This is a genomic window from Heliophilum fasciatum (assembly GCF_004341395.1).
Classification (GTDB): domain Bacteria; phylum Bacillota; class Desulfitobacteriia; order Heliobacteriales; family Heliobacteriaceae; genus Heliophilum; species Heliophilum fasciatum.
The window spans coordinates 1-16,036 of sequence record NZ_SLXT01000006.1 but is presented as its reverse complement, the minus strand read 5'-3'; the positions used below and the strand labels follow the sequence as shown (position 1 = coordinate 16,036).

The 16,036-nt window shown below is 48.7% G+C and carries 14 protein-coding genes, 2 tRNA genes, 1 rRNA gene and 1 other annotated feature; of the genes, 3 read left to right on the top strand and 14 right to left on the bottom strand.

Translation table 11 applies throughout. From position 1 onward, the window contains the following. Positions 1-66 precede the first annotated feature (66 nt). The 3 genes from EDD73_RS04360 (at position 67) to EDD73_RS04350 (ending at position 3,702) form a co-directional block, all read left to right on the top strand. Positions 67-1,467, top strand: coding sequence for a methyl-accepting chemotaxis protein (locus EDD73_RS04360; RefSeq protein ID WP_131918563.1), 1,401 nt, complete (start codon positions 67-69; stop codon positions 1,465-1,467). 287 nt (positions 1,468-1,754) lie between these two features. Then, complete coding sequence (locus tag EDD73_RS04355; RefSeq protein ID WP_131918562.1) at positions 1,755-3,101, top strand: AAA family ATPase; 1,347 nt, start codon at positions 1,755-1,757, stop codon at positions 3,099-3,101. Positions 3,102-3,135: 34 nt separating this feature from the next. Then, entirely contained in the window at positions 3,136-3,702 is a 567-nt protein-coding gene (locus tag EDD73_RS04350; RefSeq protein ID WP_131918561.1) for a hypothetical protein, read from the top strand. Between the two features lie 189 nt (positions 3,703-3,891). Here the strand turns inward: EDD73_RS04350 and EDD73_RS15435 are convergent, their stop codons facing one another. The 14 genes from EDD73_RS15435 to EDD73_RS04285 form a co-directional block, all read right to left on the bottom strand. Beyond that, positions 3,892-4,176 carry an ATP-binding protein gene (locus EDD73_RS15435; RefSeq protein ID WP_264672910.1) on the bottom strand — a complete coding sequence of 95 codons (285 nt, stop codon included), beginning with the start codon at positions 4,174-4,176 and terminating at the stop codon, positions 3,892-3,894. Between the two features lie 71 nt (positions 4,177-4,247). Further along, complete coding sequence (locus EDD73_RS15430) at positions 4,248-4,766, bottom strand: BrxA family protein (RefSeq protein ID WP_264672911.1); 519 nt, start codon at positions 4,764-4,766, stop codon at positions 4,248-4,250. A gap of 162 nt (positions 4,767-4,928) precedes the next feature. Further along, a complete protein-coding gene (locus EDD73_RS04340) occupies positions 4,929-5,675 on the bottom strand; it encodes an AAA family ATPase (protein WP_131918670.1) in 747 nt (248 codons plus the stop codon). 310 nt (positions 5,676-5,985) lie between these two features. Beyond that, on the bottom strand, positions 5,986-6,210 hold the full coding sequence (locus tag EDD73_RS04335; protein ID WP_131918560.1) for a hypothetical protein: 225 nt from the start codon (positions 6,208-6,210) through the stop codon (positions 5,986-5,988). Positions 6,211-6,468: 258 nt separating this feature from the next. Then, positions 6,469-6,558 (bottom strand) — tRNA-Ser (locus tag EDD73_RS04330). A 213-nt stretch (positions 6,559-6,771) separates the two neighbouring features. Then, entirely contained in the window at positions 6,772-8,043 is a 1,272-nt protein-coding gene (serS, locus tag EDD73_RS04325) for a serine--tRNA ligase (protein WP_131918559.1), read from the bottom strand. Positions 8,044-8,125: 82 nt separating this feature from the next. Then, positions 8,126-9,706, bottom strand: a complete 1,581-nt coding sequence (serA, locus tag EDD73_RS04320) for a phosphoglycerate dehydrogenase (protein WP_131918558.1) — start codon at positions 9,704-9,706, stop codon at positions 8,126-8,128. 3 nt (positions 9,707-9,709) lie between these two features. Further along, positions 9,710-10,873 carry a pyridoxal-phosphate-dependent aminotransferase family protein gene (locus tag EDD73_RS04315; protein ID WP_131918557.1) on the bottom strand — a complete coding sequence of 388 codons (1,164 nt, stop codon included), beginning with the start codon at positions 10,871-10,873 and terminating at the stop codon, positions 9,710-9,712. Positions 10,874-11,041: 168 nt separating this feature from the next. Continuing rightward, positions 11,042-11,247: a binding site (T-box leader), on the bottom strand. A 62-nt stretch (positions 11,248-11,309) separates the two neighbouring features. Next, complete coding sequence (locus EDD73_RS04310; protein WP_131918556.1) at positions 11,310-12,173, bottom strand: alpha/beta fold hydrolase; 864 nt, start codon at positions 12,171-12,173, stop codon at positions 11,310-11,312. Between the two features lie 2 nt (positions 12,174-12,175). Further along, positions 12,176-12,757 (bottom strand): pyridoxal 5'-phosphate synthase glutaminase subunit PdxT, encoded by a 582-nt coding sequence (gene pdxT / locus EDD73_RS04305; protein ID WP_207668811.1) that lies wholly within the window; start codon positions 12,755-12,757, stop codon positions 12,176-12,178. A gap of 38 nt (positions 12,758-12,795) precedes the next feature. Then, complete coding sequence (gene pdxS / locus EDD73_RS04300) at positions 12,796-13,683, bottom strand: pyridoxal 5'-phosphate synthase lyase subunit PdxS (protein ID WP_165876316.1); 888 nt, start codon at positions 13,681-13,683, stop codon at positions 12,796-12,798. A 548-nt stretch (positions 13,684-14,231) separates the two neighbouring features. Then, positions 14,232-15,434, bottom strand: coding sequence for an MFS transporter (locus EDD73_RS04295; RefSeq protein WP_131918669.1), 1,203 nt, complete (start codon positions 15,432-15,434; stop codon positions 14,232-14,234). Positions 15,435-15,599: 165 nt separating this feature from the next. After that, positions 15,600-15,675 (bottom strand) — tRNA-Met (locus EDD73_RS04290). 160 nt (positions 15,676-15,835) lie between these two features. Continuing rightward, a 23S ribosomal RNA gene (locus tag EDD73_RS04285) occupies positions 15,836-16,036 on the bottom strand; the annotation flags it as partial.

The window sequence follows — 16,036 nt, the reverse complement described above, 5'->3', positions numbered from 1 at the left end:
TATTTGCAATATCACTATCTAGAATGTGTATAATGAACGATTCGCTGAGCAAACGGAGGTATCCTTATGGGCTTTTTTTCGAATCGAGAAAATTCACGTCCCGCTGCTCCCGTCGTCGTCACGGAAACGGTGCGCCCGGCCACATCCCCTATGCAAAAAGATATTGAAAAATTCCTCGCCGGCGATATGACCGCACGGGTAACGATTCCCGCCGATCCATCACTTGCCCCGCTCGCCGGAGCAATCAACCGGATCTTGGATTTTGCCACGCAGTTAATTGCCAAGCTTTCCGTGGACATGACCACCCTGGTATCTTCGGCACTGCAAGAAGGTGAGCACCTCGATCAGTTGTCCGGACGTTTTGCCCATCAAACTGCCGGTATTCAAGAGATTTCCGCAGCTACACAGGAACTGGCCACCTCCGTCACCGGCATTGCCGAAACGGCCAGCACGACGGCCACGCAATCGATGGAAGGCTATCAATCGACGGCCGATACAGAAACCCGGCTCCAGCTTGTGGCCAGCGAAAATCAAAAAACCAAGCAGTTGCTATTGACACTCCATGAACGCATGGCCGAGTTGGAACAAGCCACCGGCAAGATCAGCGGGCTGGTTACCGTCGTGCGCGAAGTGGCCGATCAAACCAATTTGCTGGCCTTAAACGCCGCCATAGAGGCCGCCCGGGCCGGTGCGCATGGTCGCGGCTTTGGTGTGGTCGCCGAAGAAGTGCGTGCCCTGGCCGACCGTACCCGCGAGTCTGTCACTGAGATTACCGGACAAGTCACCTCAATACGCCAGGAAGTCGACCAGATTGGCGAGGGAATTCAGGCCCTGCAACGCTCCTCCACGAGCAGTATTCAGGCTTCGGAGCAAGCGACCACCAGCGTTCATCATCTGCTGGATGTTTTTTCGGTGATTGATCAATCCGTAAGCCACCTGGCCCCGATTGCCGAACAACAATCGGCTTCCTTTGAAGAACTGAGCGCTACCCTCACCGAAATCTCCCAAGACGCTGCACTGATCAATAAAAATATGCAGTCCTGCAATAAAAATCTGTACAACGTTATCGCGGAAGCAGACGGTGTACGTGCTCAGATCAGCGCTTATAAGGTGCCCTTTACGCCACAAGAAGTGATCGATTTGGCCAAAACAGATCACTTGCTTTGGAAGGCCCGCATCGGCTATATGCTCAAGGGTATCGTGAGTCCCGACGAGGAAAAAGCAAAAGATCACCATAGCTGCCGGCTGGGCAATTGGTATTTCAGCAGCGGCCAAAACACATTTGGCCATCTCGATGTATTTCGTCAGCTTGACGGCCCCCATGCCCGCTTTCACCAGGCCTGTTATGAAGCGATTGGCCTCTATCGCAAGGGCAACCATGAGCAAGCCAAGCAAAAACTGGTGGAAATCGAACGGTTGTCCAAAGAAGTGCTGGCCATGCTTGATCAGCTTAAAGGGGCAGTGTAGGGATCATAGCCTTCTCGCTCCGATCGATGCAGCTACTACTTGAAAAATATAGAACATAAAAAAGAAACCGTTGGCCTTCTTGCGTAGAGCTGCCAACGGTTTTTTTGTACCGTGCTTCGATAAATTGTATCTAATCTCTCAACCCTTCCTACCAAATTGAAACGTCCACGCAGACCCCCCAGGAGAAACGAAATATTTTTTTTCGTTTCATTAAATAAAAAAGTCTTTTCGCGCCAATAATATCATATAAATGAAATAAATAATTGCACTTTAGGAGTTGTAGTGCTATGATGATATTAAAAATTCTTCCACAGGCGAAAGGACGGAGTGGAATCATGAGGCTTTGCAGCGTATCCGTCGAAGGATTTCGGAATATACAAAGGTCCAAAGTTATTTGCACCGAAATGGTTGCACTAGTTTCTCTAAATAGCTATGGTAAATCAAATTTACTTCAAGCTATTGACTTTGGGGTTGACTTTATATCAAGTAATGAGAATACAAAGAAAAAAATGATGTCCTGGACAAAAGGAATTCCTCTGAACAAGGGCACTGCTTCCAAAGACTTTCGTATAGAATTTGAAATGACAACCTCTTTGAACAATAAAGTATACAATATAATATACGGATATCAATTCAGGTGGATAAGAAGCGACGAAACCGGCGCTAACATCATAGGTGAATGGCTAAAAATAAAAATCGAAGGAAAAAATCAGAAGTTTAATATTTTAATTAATAGAGATGAAGATAAAGCATTTTATCGCAGTTCCGAAACAGGAAGATGCAACACTAAGATATCGATAGACAACAACGATCTTATTATAAACAAATTGAAGGCTTTTGAAAACTTATATTATCATGATGTCATAAAAGGAATTAATAGCTTAAAGGTTTATATTGAGCGTCATCTCGATGCTAGTCAATCATATACACCTGACCCAATCATCAGAAAAGACATTGATGTGTTGGAAATGGAGGGGGTGAATAATTTACCAAGGGTAATCTACCATCTAAAAAAACAATATAGCGAAAAATACAATCTACTCATAAACGCATATACACAACTTTTCCCTCAGATAACAGAACTCATCGTAGAAGAAATAGATATCCAAAATAAATTTCAAAGCAAAATCCCAGATGATATCCCATTTAAATTAGACAATAAAATATATGCACTTTATGTTATTGATAATAACCTTAATCAACCTATTAGCTTCGAAGCCATGTCTGACGGAGCAAAGCGTGTTTTTTTGTTATTAACGAATATAGTAATAGCAGATTTGAATAACCTATCTTTAATTGCAGTTGAAGAACCTGAAAATTCCATTCATCCAAGCTTACTTCAAAATTATCTAAGGGTCCTTTCACAATTACTAGGAGATACCAAAATAATTATTACAAGTCATTCGCCTTATATTATTCAATATCTTGAGCCGCAAAACATTTATGTTGGATTACCCAAACCCTATGGTGTAGCACAATTCGCCAAAATACGCAAATCCGCCCAGAAATTTCTATTTGATGATGCTTCAAACTTAGAAATGTCAACTGGCGATTACCTATTTGAATTAATTAGTGGTACCGAAGATGATATGAAAATACTTGAGAAGTATTTGGAGTTTGAAAATCATGAGTAGGGGGATCGTGATATTCGTAGAGGGTTATTCGGAAATGGAATTCTATGCAAAATTGCGCGATCAAATCCGTTCCTATATACCTCAACAGAGATTCAAGGTTGACACTCTGATATTAAAAAATCTTAAAGGTATCGGAAACTATAAAACTACGATAAAACGGATTTTTCAAGAAATAATTCGTCAGAATCCAGGTGTGAGTTTTACTGTATTTTTATGTTACGACACGGATGTCTTTGAATATTCTACCAAGCCAATAGTGAACTGGTCAGAGGTCGAAAAAGATTTAAAGGCTTGGGGCGCTAAAAAAATCTTCCATATTAAAGCAAAACGATCAATCGAAGATTGGTTTTTATTAGACGAAGGAGGCATACTCCATTATTTAAATTTGTCAAAGGGTACTAAAGTTTCTAAAAACGGTGGGACAAAAACCATTGAAACTTTGTTTAAAAAAGGTGGTAAAGTCTACATTAAAGGTTCTACAAGGGGGTTTGTAGACTCTTTAGATATCAAATTAATAATGAATAATATTTGCCCTGAACTTAAAAATCTATGCAAGGATTTGGGGGTAAAATGCAATGATAATAACAGAAAATGCACATAATCTTTTGAATGAATCTAACAAGAATGGACAAGCCTCGTAAACTTATTAACGATCTCTTTAAACTTCCGGTCCCGAAAAATAGGCAAGTTGTTGTTACGGATTTCCACAAAACGCCCTTGGATCCTCTATAAGAATCCAAAGGCGTTTTCTTATTGGTTCGCCTTATATCGATTCATTATCGTGGCCAGTTTATTTCACAAAAAAGGTTTCGAGTTCAATGTGAGTATTTCGGAGTGAAAGAGTCACTTTATCTCCCGACTTATTCGAGTTTAAGCCATGGCGCTCACGCATGGATACTTTTCCGTCGATGAGTATTTCATACGCATTGTGCTTAATTCGGTCAATGATGGCCTCCGATACAGTACCATCTTCTGGCGTTCCGATGCGATCATACCATCCTCTGGGATCAAACTGAGTACTGAAAATCATCGCACCCTTTCGCGTTCGAGCTTCGATGATCTCAAACAGATCCATGGCCTGATCGGTCGTTAATGGCTTTAATAGCCATTCATCGAGAATCAGCAGGTCAACCTTCTAGTAGGTTTTTATGATCTTTTTATATGTGCCCTCACCTCTTGCAACAACAAGGTCGTTGAGCAGTTCCGGAAGTCGTCATAGCGAACGGTCATGAAGTTCCGGCAGGCCGCATTACCAAGGGCACAAGCCAAGAAGGTTTTTCCATTTCCCGATGGCCCCTCAATAATAAGATGATGACCATCATGGATATAGCGGCAGGTGGAGAACTGCAATAACTGTGATTTGTTCAGTTTTCTGTCCTCGTGGTACTCAATATCCTCCATACAGGCATTGGGACACCGAAACGCTGCCGTTCGGATCAGCTTTTTCAACTTATTGGAGCGTCGCTTTCCCCATTCGTGATCCACAATCATCCCAAAGCGCATTGTCCTTACCTGTAAACAGTTATCCTTCGGGATGTGCTGATAGAACTCGGCCCAATTGGCTGTTTCCAAGTACAGTCGGGCGACGGTGACGGACTCTTGGTGAAAGAGTCCGTCACCAATGAAGGAGAGGCTATACTTTGTCAGTTCTCGGTTTGTGTTCATTATTCAGTTCCCATTTCCTTTTGGGGTAGCGCGTATTATCGAAACACTTAGCTTTTATGTAAATTAATAGGATATTCTATAAATCCCTCAAATCTCCTTGCTTCCCGCCCTTACAGATGATGAAAATTGCGCATACATACACCTTTCGAGAACGCCAGCGATCTACTCCAACAAAATATCCAACATTTTTTTTCGATTGATCATAAATTCTCGGGTTACCCGGTAATGTTCCGTCTCCTCATACTCCACCACTTCCACGCCCTCTTCGGAAAACTGCAAGATCATCGCATCGGGATAAGCCATGATGATCGGCGAGTGGGTAGCGATCACCAATTGAGAATCCTGCTGAACTAGTTCATGAATACGTGCTACCATCGCCATCTGACGACTGGGCGAAAGGGCCGCTTCCGGTTCATCGAGGAGGTAAAGGCCACGTCCCTTACACCGGTTCATCATCGTCGCCCAAAAAGCTTCGCCGTGCGATTGCTCATGAAGCGATCGGTTGCCATAGGAGGAAGCCACCGCAAGCTCATCAATCTTCGTTGCCAAGTTATAAAAGCTCTCCGCCCGTAAAAAGAACCCGTCAACTGGCTTTTTATACGTACGGACGATCGTCAAATAACGATGCAGCTCCGAATGGGAATCCTTCGTCGAAAAATTAAAATTCCTCGTGCCGCCTTCCGGGTTAAAACCCGCAGCAACGGCGATCGCCTCCAAGAGCGTTGATTTTCCTGTGCCGTTTTCACCGACCAAAAAGGTAACTTTCGGGTGAAGCCTTATCTCTGTTAACCTGCAAACCGCCGGCAACGAAAAGGGATATTCGGAAAAAGAAGGCACTTCATCTCGCCGGAACCGAACACTGCGAAGATAACACCCTTGATCGGCTTTTTTTCTCACGTCTGCTTTCATGACATCCTGTGTTAATGTCTTGCTGGTCATCTCAATACCTCCCATTTTTTCTTTGATGTCCCCCATGGCCATTTTCGTCAGGTTGGTGGAAATCAAGCAACTGTCTACCGAAGTACTCGACATGCTCGGCCAGCTTAAGCAGTCACTGCCAAGTAAGAAATTAGGTCAAAAAGAATGAAACCGTTGCTCTTAATAATAAGGCGAACGGTTTCTTTTTTGTGGCCCTTTATGCAGCTCTTTTACTCAGCTTTTTTGGTTTCACCATGCCTTAAAACAAAAGGGCATGCTCCCAGCAACTCTCCCGTCATCATTATAGCGGTTTCTTATTAGGATGCATCCGTTTGGGGCTGCCGGTATTCGTTCCTTGAATGAACTTTTCTTGTCCGGCCGGAGGACCGTAATCTGCCACACTTACGTTATACTGTTCCACATCGTTAGCCAGCTTGTCCGACAGCTCTTCACTCCGTTTATTCCAGATATCCTTTTCATCGGTCGAGACCATTTCGTAGGGAATCTTTCTTGTTTTATCGCTCATCAGTGATCCTCCCGCTTCTGTATGCATGTTTTACTGTCCTAGCCATTGGCTCACCTGGTCCAGGCATGCCGGTCGCAGCAACCGTAATATTCAGCGACACTCACAGTATGCCAAAACAAGCTTTTTTCCATGCTAACCAAAATTGATGGAAAACCCCATAAAAAAACCACTGCCCTTTGCTGTATCAAAGGATAGCGGTATATTATTTTTATGCAATTTTATAACCAAAACCTTGACTTTGTATCCCCATAAAATAGATGGCGGAGAGAGTGGGATTCGAACCCACGGAACCCTCACGAGTTCAACGGTTTTCAAGACCGCCGCCTTCAACCGCTCGGCCATCTCTCCGTAACCTTATCAGCAACCGAACTATATTCTAGCACAAAAACGTTCTAATTTCAAGGTACCCCTTCATTCTCGCCCCAGCAAAAAAGGAGCCATTCCCGCAGGAAGGCTCCCTAATCGGATCCATGATTCACGTACTGAGATCCATACATCACTGCTTTTCCGTAAATCATGGTTATTGGTATCTTTCGCTAAGCACAACCTTGAACCAATGCGTTACTCCGGCCGGATCACATCGACACCCATATACGGCCGCAACGCTTCCGGCACGATCACCGAACCGTCCGCCTGTTGATAATTCTCCAGCACCGCCGCCACTGTACGGCCAATGGCCAGCCCGGAACCATTCAACGTGTGGACAAACTCCGGCTTCGCCTTCGGATTGGACCGGTAGCGGATCCCCGCCCGGCGCGCTTGGAAATCTTCAAAGTTCGAGCACGACGAAATCTCCCGGTACGTCTCAAAGCTCGGCAGCCACACTTCAATATCATAAGTCTTGGCCGACGAAAAGCCCATATCGCCAGTGCAAAGCGTGATTACCCGGTACGGCAGTTCCAGCAGCTGCAGGATATGCTCCGCATCAGCCGTCAGCTTCTCCAGCTCCGCATAGGAATCTTCCGGCTTCGTGAACTTGACCAGTTCCACCTTGTTAAACTGGTGCTGGCGAATCAGGCCCCGCGTATCGCGGCCGGCCGCACCGGCTTCGGCCCGGAAACAAGCCGAGTAGGCGCAGTGGTGGATCGGCAGTTGATCGCCATCAAGGATCTCACTGCCATACATATTGGTCACCGGCACTTCGGCTGTGGGAATCAAGAAATACTCGGTGCCGCTGATGCCGAACATATCCTCGGCAAATTTGGGCAACTGACCGGTCCCCATCATCGATTGCCGATTGACGATAAAGGGCGGCAAGATCTCCCGGTAGCCGCGGTCCGTATGGGTATTGAGCATCAAGTTGATGATCGACCGCTCCAGCCGCGCACCTAAGCCTTTATAGATGGTAAAGCGCGCACCGGTGATCTTGGCACCTCGTTGAAAATCAAGAATATCGAGCGATTCGCCCAGGTCCCAGTGCGGCTTCGGTGTAAAGTCCATTGGCTTCGGCGTACCCCAGGTGCGCACGACTGGGTTGTCCGCTTCGGAAACACCGACCGGCACTGATGCATGGGGGATGTTAGGGATATAGTAGAGAACATTCTCCATTTCCCCTTCTATCGCCGCCAGTTCTTCATCGAGCACCTTGATCCGATCACCGACGGCCCGCATTTCCACAACGAGGTTTTCGGCATCTTCCTTGGCTTTTTTCAGCCGGGCAATCTCTTGGGACACGCGGTTACGCTCGGCTTTCAGCCCTTCAACCTCCACGAGTATTGCCCGCCGCTTTTGATCCATCGCTAAAAAATCATCAAGGGAGATCTTCGCGCCCCGCTTGTCCAACGCTTCTTGCACCAGCGCCGGATTGGCACGAACAAATTTGATATCCAGCAAATCGGCTTCCTCCTCTACCAAGGTGAAAAAAAACAAGGGGCTTGATGGATCGCCATATCGACGGCCATCAGCCCCCCATCACTTAGGTCAAATCAACATATTTTACATCGAGAACGCCATCAACTTTGGCCAGTTCTTTGACCGCTTCCGTCGGCACAGCCGCGTCAACCGACAAGATGGCAATCGCTTCGCCGCCGACCACGTTGCGGCCCACATGCATGTGCGCGATGTTGATTTCATGCTCACCCAGCACGGTGCCGATGCCGCCGATGATGCGCGGCCGATCATAGTGTGGCGCAACGATCATGTGGCCTTCCAGTTCCACATTGAGGTTGTAGTCATCAACCCGCAAGATGTGGCCGCGGTTGCGGCGCAGGACAGTGCCGGCGACGGACCGCGTACCTTTGCTCGTTTCCACCGTAGCCGTGATCAAGTTCGAATAATCTTCCGTATCGCCCGTTTTGATTTCGGACACTTTAATGCCGCGCTGTTTGGCCACGTGCGGTGCATTGACGAAGTTGACCGAATCTTGCAGCGAAGGTTTGAACATCCCTTTGAGGAAGCTCGTCGTTAACGGGTTGAGGTTATGCTTCGCCAGATCACCGGCATAGCTGATCGTCACCTTTTCAATGCTGCCGTTGACGGTTTGACCGATAAAGCGGCCGAGACGTTCGATCAAGTCCAGATAAGGCGCAAAGATCGCCATCAATTCCGGCTTCACCGAAGGAATGTTGACAGCGGCCCGCACGACTTCGCCATGGAGCACACGAACAATCTCTTCGGACACATCAATGGCCACATTAACTTGGGCTTCTTCGGTGGACGCGCCCAGGTGCGGCGTCACCAGCACTTGCTCCAAGCCAAAGAGCGGGCTTTCCGTCGTCGGTTCTTTTTCAAAAACGTCAATCCCGGCACCGGCTACTTTACCGGACACAATCGCATTGTACAGCGCTTCTTCGTCGATGATGCCGCCGCGCGCACAGTTGATCAAGCGAACGCCGTCTTTCATCATCGCCAGTTGCTCGGTGCTGATCATGCGGTACGTTTCTTTGGTTTTGGGCATGTGGACGGTGATAAAGTCCGCATGGGCATAGATCTCTTCGAGGCTTTTGATTTCGACGCCGAGGTTTTTGGCCCGCTCTTCCGTCACATAGGGGTCATAGCCATAGATGGTCATACCGAAGGCTTGTGCAAATTTGGCGACTTCTGATCCAATTTTGCCCAGTCCTAGGATGCCCAGAATCTTGCCTTTTAATTCCACACCGGTATATTTACTGCGTGCCCATTGGCCGCCTTTGAGGGCGTTAGCGGCCGGGTAGATCTTACGGGCCAGCGCCAACATGTGGCTCATGGTCAGTTCAGCGGCGGCAATCGTGTTGCCTTCCGGGGCGTTGCAAACGACGATCCCTTTCATCGTCGCCGCTTCCACGTCGATATTATCCACACCGACACCGGCGCGGCCAATAACTTTTAATTGATTGCCCGCTTCGATGATCCGCTTGGTGATTTTCGTTTCGGAACGGACGATGACCGCTTGGTAGTCGCCTACGATGTTGACAATTTCATCTTCCGTCTGTTTCAGCTTCACATCCACCGTGATCCCGGCGTTTTGCAGGATTTGGATCCCCTTTTCCGATACTTTATCGCAGACGAGTACGCGCATAGTTTAGAGAATCCCCTTTCTCGACATGATAACTTCTTGCGCTGCTTTGACCCCTTTACCCAATTCGACGGGATAGCCCAGGTCCAGCAAGCACATTTCGAGGGCCGCAATCACTACGAGCATATCCACATGTTGCACATAGCCCAGGTGACCGATCCGGAATGCTTTGTTTTCCATTTTCTTCTGGCCGCCGGCGACGACCACGTTGTACTCTTCGCGCATCTTTTTGTTGATCAGCTTGCCTTCAATGCCTTCCGGCGCCCAGACAGCCGTCACGGCCGCGGAAGCCACTTCATCGGCAGCCACTAATTTCAGGCCCATCGCTTTGACACCGGCGCGGGTGATATCGCGCAGGTATAGCTGCTTGGTGAAAATATAATCCATGCCTTTGTCCCGGAAGATCTTGAGGGCTTCTTTAAGCGCTGTGTACTGGGGAATGGGCGGTGTCCAGGAGGTTTGCCCTTTTTCTAAGTACTTTTTGGCAGTACCCAGATCCCAGTAGAATTTCGGTGCTTTGGAGCTCTCATAAGCTTTCCATGCCCGCGGGCTGACGGAAACAAAAGCCACACCGGGCGGAATCATAAAGCCTTTTTGGGCGGCCGTCACCACGACGTCTAACTGCCAGTCATCGGTCTTGGCATCCATCACGCCGAGACCAGAGACCGAGTCAACCAAGAGCAGCGCCGGGTGATTGCCCCGCGCTTCCGAGATCGCTTTCAGATCGTTGGCCACACCGGTCGATGTTTCATTATGCGTAACCAAAACGGCTTTGTATTCACCTTTGGTATCGGCGCTCAGCCGTGTCCGTACATCGTCGGGATTGGCCGCCGTGCCCCACTCATAATCGATCTGTTCCACGATGCAACCGTAGTTGCGGGCGATCGTGGCAAAGCGCTCACCAAAAGCACCAATGGACAAAGCGAGAACCTTATCTCCCGGTGACAGGAAGTTGACGATCGCCGCTTCCAACCCGCCCGTACCGGACGAGGGCAGCGTCAGCACATCATTTTTCGTCTGATAAACATATTGAATGCCTTCAGTGACTTCTTCAATCAACTTTTTGAAGCTCGGTCCCCGGTGGTTGACGAGCGGCTCCGACATGGCACGCAGTACCCGTGGTGGCACCGGTGTTGGCCCGGGAAGCATAAGGTACTCTTTTTCATACATAGGTCTTTTCCTCCTTTGATATCCCCTACTAAACAACAGTGTTTGGGGAACGTGTACTATCTATTACCGTCGTGCGGAGGGGAAAAACCGCTTCTGTGTATACAGTTTAACGTATACAACGGTTCTAGATATAGAAAAACCCCTCGTCCTGATCTGATATTCATTCACATCAGGGACGAGAGGTAGATCCCGCGTTGCCACCCTTATTGGTCTTCGCCAAAGCAAAAACCCACTCAGCATGCATATCGGACATGACCGGGTGGTTCATCACCACCTGCATCCGGGGCGGAAATTCATGATCAGCGCATTGGCTCGCAGCAACCGCCAACTTTCTGAGACGCCTTTTCACTACTGTTCCCCTTCATCGCACTTGCAAATGTAAGGTTTCGAGACGAAGTGTAGCACAGCTTTTTCCTTTTGGCAAGGGGCTATCTGGCTAAAAATCCAACGGCTTCGTCGTTAAAAACTCCGTCAAATATTGATTCACTTCTTCCGGGTTATCGAGACTGGTCGCATGACCGGCACGGCACACCATCTTGCGCTCGCTGCCCGGTATGTATTCGCAAATGAAGTGATGCTGGCGACGCATCATCCAATCGCCTTCGCCTTCCAGTACCAGCGTCGGACAAGCCACATGTGGAAGACCCTCTAGCAATTCCATGCGCGAAACCACATGCCAGATCCGTTCCCAACGCTCTTTGGGATGCTGAGCCGTGACGCGATAGAAATAGTCGGCATTTTCCGGCACCAAGGTGCTTAGCGCCCGGGCATGCATCTGGGCCAGCTTATCCATCGAAAATTTGCGAATCGATCGGCCATAGGCGATAAACGAAAGGCCTTGCAGGGACATATCGACGATCTCCATGAGCAACCGGCGCAGTGACCGCTTCCAAAAGGCAAGCCGTAAGCGTTTGATCCAGTTGTACGCGCTCGTTACCGGCGTGCCCATGAGGATCAACCCGGCAACGCGCTCTGGATACTGCACGGCCGCCCGCAAGGAAATGTGCCCACCCATCGAAAGACCGATCAGCACCGCTCTGGCTACACCCAGATGATCAAGCAGCGCGATCAGATCACGGCTAAAATCATCGGGATTCATCGGGCCAAGCGGGCAGGAAGACTGTCCATGGCCACGCACATCCCAGACGATCGTTCGATATGTAGCAGAAAAAGCCGCAACCTGCGGCTCCCACTGCTGGTGATCCCAGCCAGCACCGTGCGTAAACAACAGCACCGGTGCATCGGCTGGGCCATGGACTTCATAGTAGAGGTTTACACCATTTACCGTAACGGATGCCATCTCTACTCCTTTGATCGGTTCACAATACCACAAAAGTATTCATGCAACCGCCGATCAGCGGTCAATTCCGGGTGAAAAGCCGTAGCGAGACAGTTGCCCTGCCGGGCCAGTACCGCTTTGCCTTCGTACTCCGCCAAGATCTGTACACCGGCTCCGGCATCTTTAAGATACGGTGCCCGGATAAAAACAGCCGTAAACGGTTGGTCATCCAGACCGATAACCGGCAATTCCACTTCAAAGGAATCGACTTGCCGTCCAAAGGCATTGCGTACGGCTGTCATATCCATCAAACCTAAGCGAAACTGCTCGGGATACCCTTCAATTCTCTTAGCCATCAAAATCATCCCGGCGCAGGTACCCCAGACGGGCATCCCTTGCCGTGCTCGGGCGATCAACAGTTCGTCAAGCTCAAAGGCCATCAGCAGTTTGCCGATCGTCGTGCTTTCACCGCCCGGAATGATCAAACCGTCTACTTCTGCTAATTGCTCCCGGGTCCGTACTTGCATCGTCTCCACGCCAAGTTGGCGTAGCACTTTTTCATGCTCGGCAAAAGCGCCTTGCATCGCCAAGACTCCAATGGTCACCGTCATTGCTGTCCCTTTCTTAATGTCCGATGCCAGGCTTACCAGCCGCGCTCTTGCATGCGTTGGTCCGCAGGAATCGTGGGAATGTCAATACCGACCATCGGTTCACCGAGATCTTTGGAAACTTCCGCGATGATCTTGGGATCGTTAAAGTGCGTCGTCGCGGCCACAATCGCTTTGGCACGGCGCACAGGATCACCCGATTTGAAGATACCGGAACCGACAAAAACACCGTCCATACCCAGTTGCATCATCAACGCTGCATCGGAAGGCGTAGCGATACCGCCGGCAGCAAAGTTAACGACCGGTAAACGACCCAATTCGGCTACCTGGCAAACGAGATCATAAGGAGCGCCGATTTCTTTGGCAAAGCTCATGCGCTCTTCTTTCGGCAGGTTAACCAGACGGCGGATATCGCCAAAGACCTGACGGGCATGACGCACCGCTTCGACGACGTTACCTGTGCCCGGCTCACCTTTGGTCCGGATCATGGCCGCACCTTCACCGATACGGCGCAGTGCTTCGCCAAGGTTACGGGCGCCACACACAAAGGGCACCTTAAAATCGTTTTTATTGATGTGATAAAGGTCATCAGCCGGCGTCAATACTTCCGATTCATCGATGTAGTCCGCGCCCAGCGATTCCAACACTTGCGCTTCCACAAAGTGGCCAATGCGTGCTTTGGCCATGACCGGAATCGTTACGGCATCCAAAATGCGCAGCAACACCGTCGGATCAGCCATCCGCGCCACACCACCGGTTGCGCGAATATCAGCAGGAACGCGTTCCAGGGCCATAACGGCACAAGCGCCTGCTTCCTCAGCGATCTTGGCCTGTTCCGGCGTCGTTACATCCATAATCACGCCGCCTTTGAGCATCTCGGCCAACCCTTTTTTAACTACCCAAGTTCCTTTTTCTGCAGTCATTACATCCATCCTCCCCGTGCTTCCCGGGCTCCCTTGAGGCCTCCCGCGCCGGGGGCGCCCTGATCATTTTGATTTTTTTGTGCGAAACGCAGTCGCTCAGTGACTACCCAATTATTTTACACGATTCCCAGCGCAGGGACAAGCATAATTGATTTTTCCAGTAGGGATAGGGGACGAACAAAAAACCACCGTTGTTGTTGTCCCGTTATTGGCTTACAACGAAAGGACCGCCGAAAAAGCAACTCGTTCTAACGAAGGTGATGGATCAAGCTCTTGACAGATCATCGCCATGGGAAACCCCCTCCTCGCGCAGTTGGTTCTGTGCTTTTTTCTGAATCGTAATAAAACAAAAAAACGCCATCCCAAAGCTTTCGCTTTGAAATGGCGTCAGTGCCAACACATTTAAGAAACATCATTTCCTGAATGTATGGTAGGCCGAATCATATCGGTTGTCATCAGGCATATGGGATTCTATCAAACGAATATCACCGTTTATCTCTTTATTTTTTGGGATTAATCATAAATACTCTGATTTGCTTTATTTATCATCATTCATGCTGCGCACGAGGCTTGGATCGCCCTTCCCGCAAGTAGAACCAGCCAAAAGGAACTAAAGTGATCAATGCACAAAGCAAATACATCATATCAAGGCCATAGCGCGCAGAAAACATGCCTAACAAAATGGCGCCGATACCAATACCAAAATCCAATGCGCTCAATATGGTGCCATTTACCTTACCCCGTCGAAACGGCGAAACCCGTTGAATGGCCATCGCCATGAGATTGGGCTGTGTAATTCCAAAACCAATGCCCATCCACACAGCCGATGCAAAAAACAAAAAAGCTCCTTGCGCAAGATAAAGCAGTAAAAAGGCGATGATCAATCCACTGAAACCCAAAAACATCACCTTGGCCGGTCCTTGACGATCATAAATTTTACCGGCGATCGGACGTACAAGCAGCAATGTCGCCGCGTAGACAAAGAAATACAAGCCGCCATTGTGCACACCGATCTGCGGCCCATAAATCGTGATAAAGGACACAATACCGCCATAACCGGTGGAGATAAACAGCATGATCCCCGCTAAATCAAGCACCTTCGGTTCAAAAAAACGGGTTGGCGCATACCAAGGTTGCTGCTTTTCCGAACTGCCAGGCGATGCCGGCGAGGGATGTTGCTGTTCTTCCTTTACAGATCGATCCGTAATCATCACCACCGCGACCAGCGTTGCGATGGCGAAAAATAAACTCCCTAAAAATAAAACCGGAAATCCCGCCTGCTGCACAATATAAAGACCTAAACTTGGCCCCAAAGCCATCGCCAGTGTATTCGATAATCCATAGTAGCCAAGTCCTTCACCGCGTCGCGAAGCCGGAACAATATCGGCAACCATCGTGCCGGAACCGGTCGTAACCATTCCCCAGCTTATCCCGTGAAAAACACGTAACAACAACAGCATCGCCAGGGTAGTGACACCCAGATAGGCACTGACGATCAAAGCAAACGCAATCAACGCGACGATTTGAATCTTTTTACGCGAAAAGGAATCAAACAGATGACCGGCAACTGGGCGAACCAACACGGCCGTCAAAGAAAGGATACCAATGATATAACCCACATGATCGTTATTACCGCCAAGCTTTTCCGTAACGAAAATGGGCAGTGTCGGCAGTAAAAAATAAAAACTGATAAAGAGCATTAAATTGGCCATACAAATCAGGATAAAATTTTTTGTCCACAAGCGCTCCATTGTCAACAAGGCACCCCCTCACTCTGGATACCATTTCATTTAATACACATCTCATATCATACACTTACGGATTATCTTTTAACATGCGCTATTTTTTATAACGAATAGATTCTTGTTATGAAAAATAAAAAAGAGAAGGTCTTTGACCTTCTCTAGCTATTCATTTGGTTGCGGGGACAGGACTCGAACCTGTGACCTTCGGGTTATGAGCCCGACGAGCTACCAACTGCTCCACCCCGCGACAATGGCTCGTTATCCTTGATAATAAGCCTGAAGCTACCTTCTAACTTTAGCTCCCTGAAAACTGCACAGTCATTTTAGTGAGTGATGAATGTCCTGCGGATGTAAGGAAGTTCGTCGCCTTCGCCATCCAGGCGGCGACGAACGACCTCACGTCCTGTAAGGTCAAGACCTCGACTGATTCGTACCCGTCCACTAAACACCTCGCGGTGCGTACATGCCGGGCCGATCGACCAGATCGTCTTTCTGGAGTCTTACCTACTTAACGTAGTGGGAAGTCTCATCTTTGGGTCGGTTTCGCACTTAGATGCTTTCAGTGCTTATCCGCTCCCGACATAGCTACCCAGCACTGCCCTTGGCAG

What these genes read in the sequence shown, in the direction of transcription:
- EDD73_RS04360 (WP_131918563.1), top strand. Translation starts at nt 67, where the DNA reads ATGGGCTTTTTTTCGAATCGAGAAAATTCACGTCCCGCTGCTCCCGTC.
- EDD73_RS15435 (WP_264672910.1), bottom strand. Translation starts at nt 4,176, where the DNA reads ATGGATCTGTTTGAGATCATCGAAGCTCGAACGCGAAAGGGTGCGATG.
- serA (WP_131918558.1), bottom strand. Translation starts at nt 9,706, where the DNA reads ATGCGCGTACTCGTCTGCGATAAAGTATCGGAAAAGGGGATCCAAATC.
- EDD73_RS04355 (WP_131918562.1), top strand. Translation starts at nt 1,755, where the DNA reads ATGATGATATTAAAAATTCTTCCACAGGCGAAAGGACGGAGTGGAATC.
- pdxS (WP_165876316.1), bottom strand. Translation starts at nt 13,683, where the DNA reads ATGACTGCAGAAAAAGGAACTTGGGTAGTTAAAAAAGGGTTGGCCGAG.
- EDD73_RS04335 (WP_131918560.1), bottom strand. Translation starts at nt 6,210, where the DNA reads ATGAGCGATAAAACAAGAAAGATTCCCTACGAAATGGTCTCGACCGAT.
- EDD73_RS04350 (WP_131918561.1), top strand. Translation starts at nt 3,136, where the DNA reads ATGGAATTCTATGCAAAATTGCGCGATCAAATCCGTTCCTATATACCT.
- EDD73_RS04295 (WP_131918669.1), bottom strand. Translation starts at nt 15,434, where the DNA reads ATGGAGCGCTTGTGGACAAAAAATTTTATCCTGATTTGTATGGCCAAT.
- EDD73_RS04315 (WP_131918557.1), bottom strand. Translation starts at nt 10,873, where the DNA reads ATGTATGAAAAAGAGTACCTTATGCTTCCCGGGCCAACACCGGTGCCA.
- EDD73_RS04310 (WP_131918556.1), bottom strand. Translation starts at nt 12,173, where the DNA reads ATGGCATCCGTTACGGTAAATGGTGTAAACCTCTACTATGAAGTCCAT.
- EDD73_RS15430 (WP_264672911.1), bottom strand. Translation starts at nt 4,766, where the DNA reads ATGAACACAAACCGAGAACTGACAAAGTATAGCCTCTCCTTCATTGGT.
- EDD73_RS04340 (WP_131918670.1), bottom strand. Translation starts at nt 5,675, where the DNA reads ATGAAAGCAGACGTGAGAAAAAAAGCCGATCAAGGGTGTTATCTTCGC.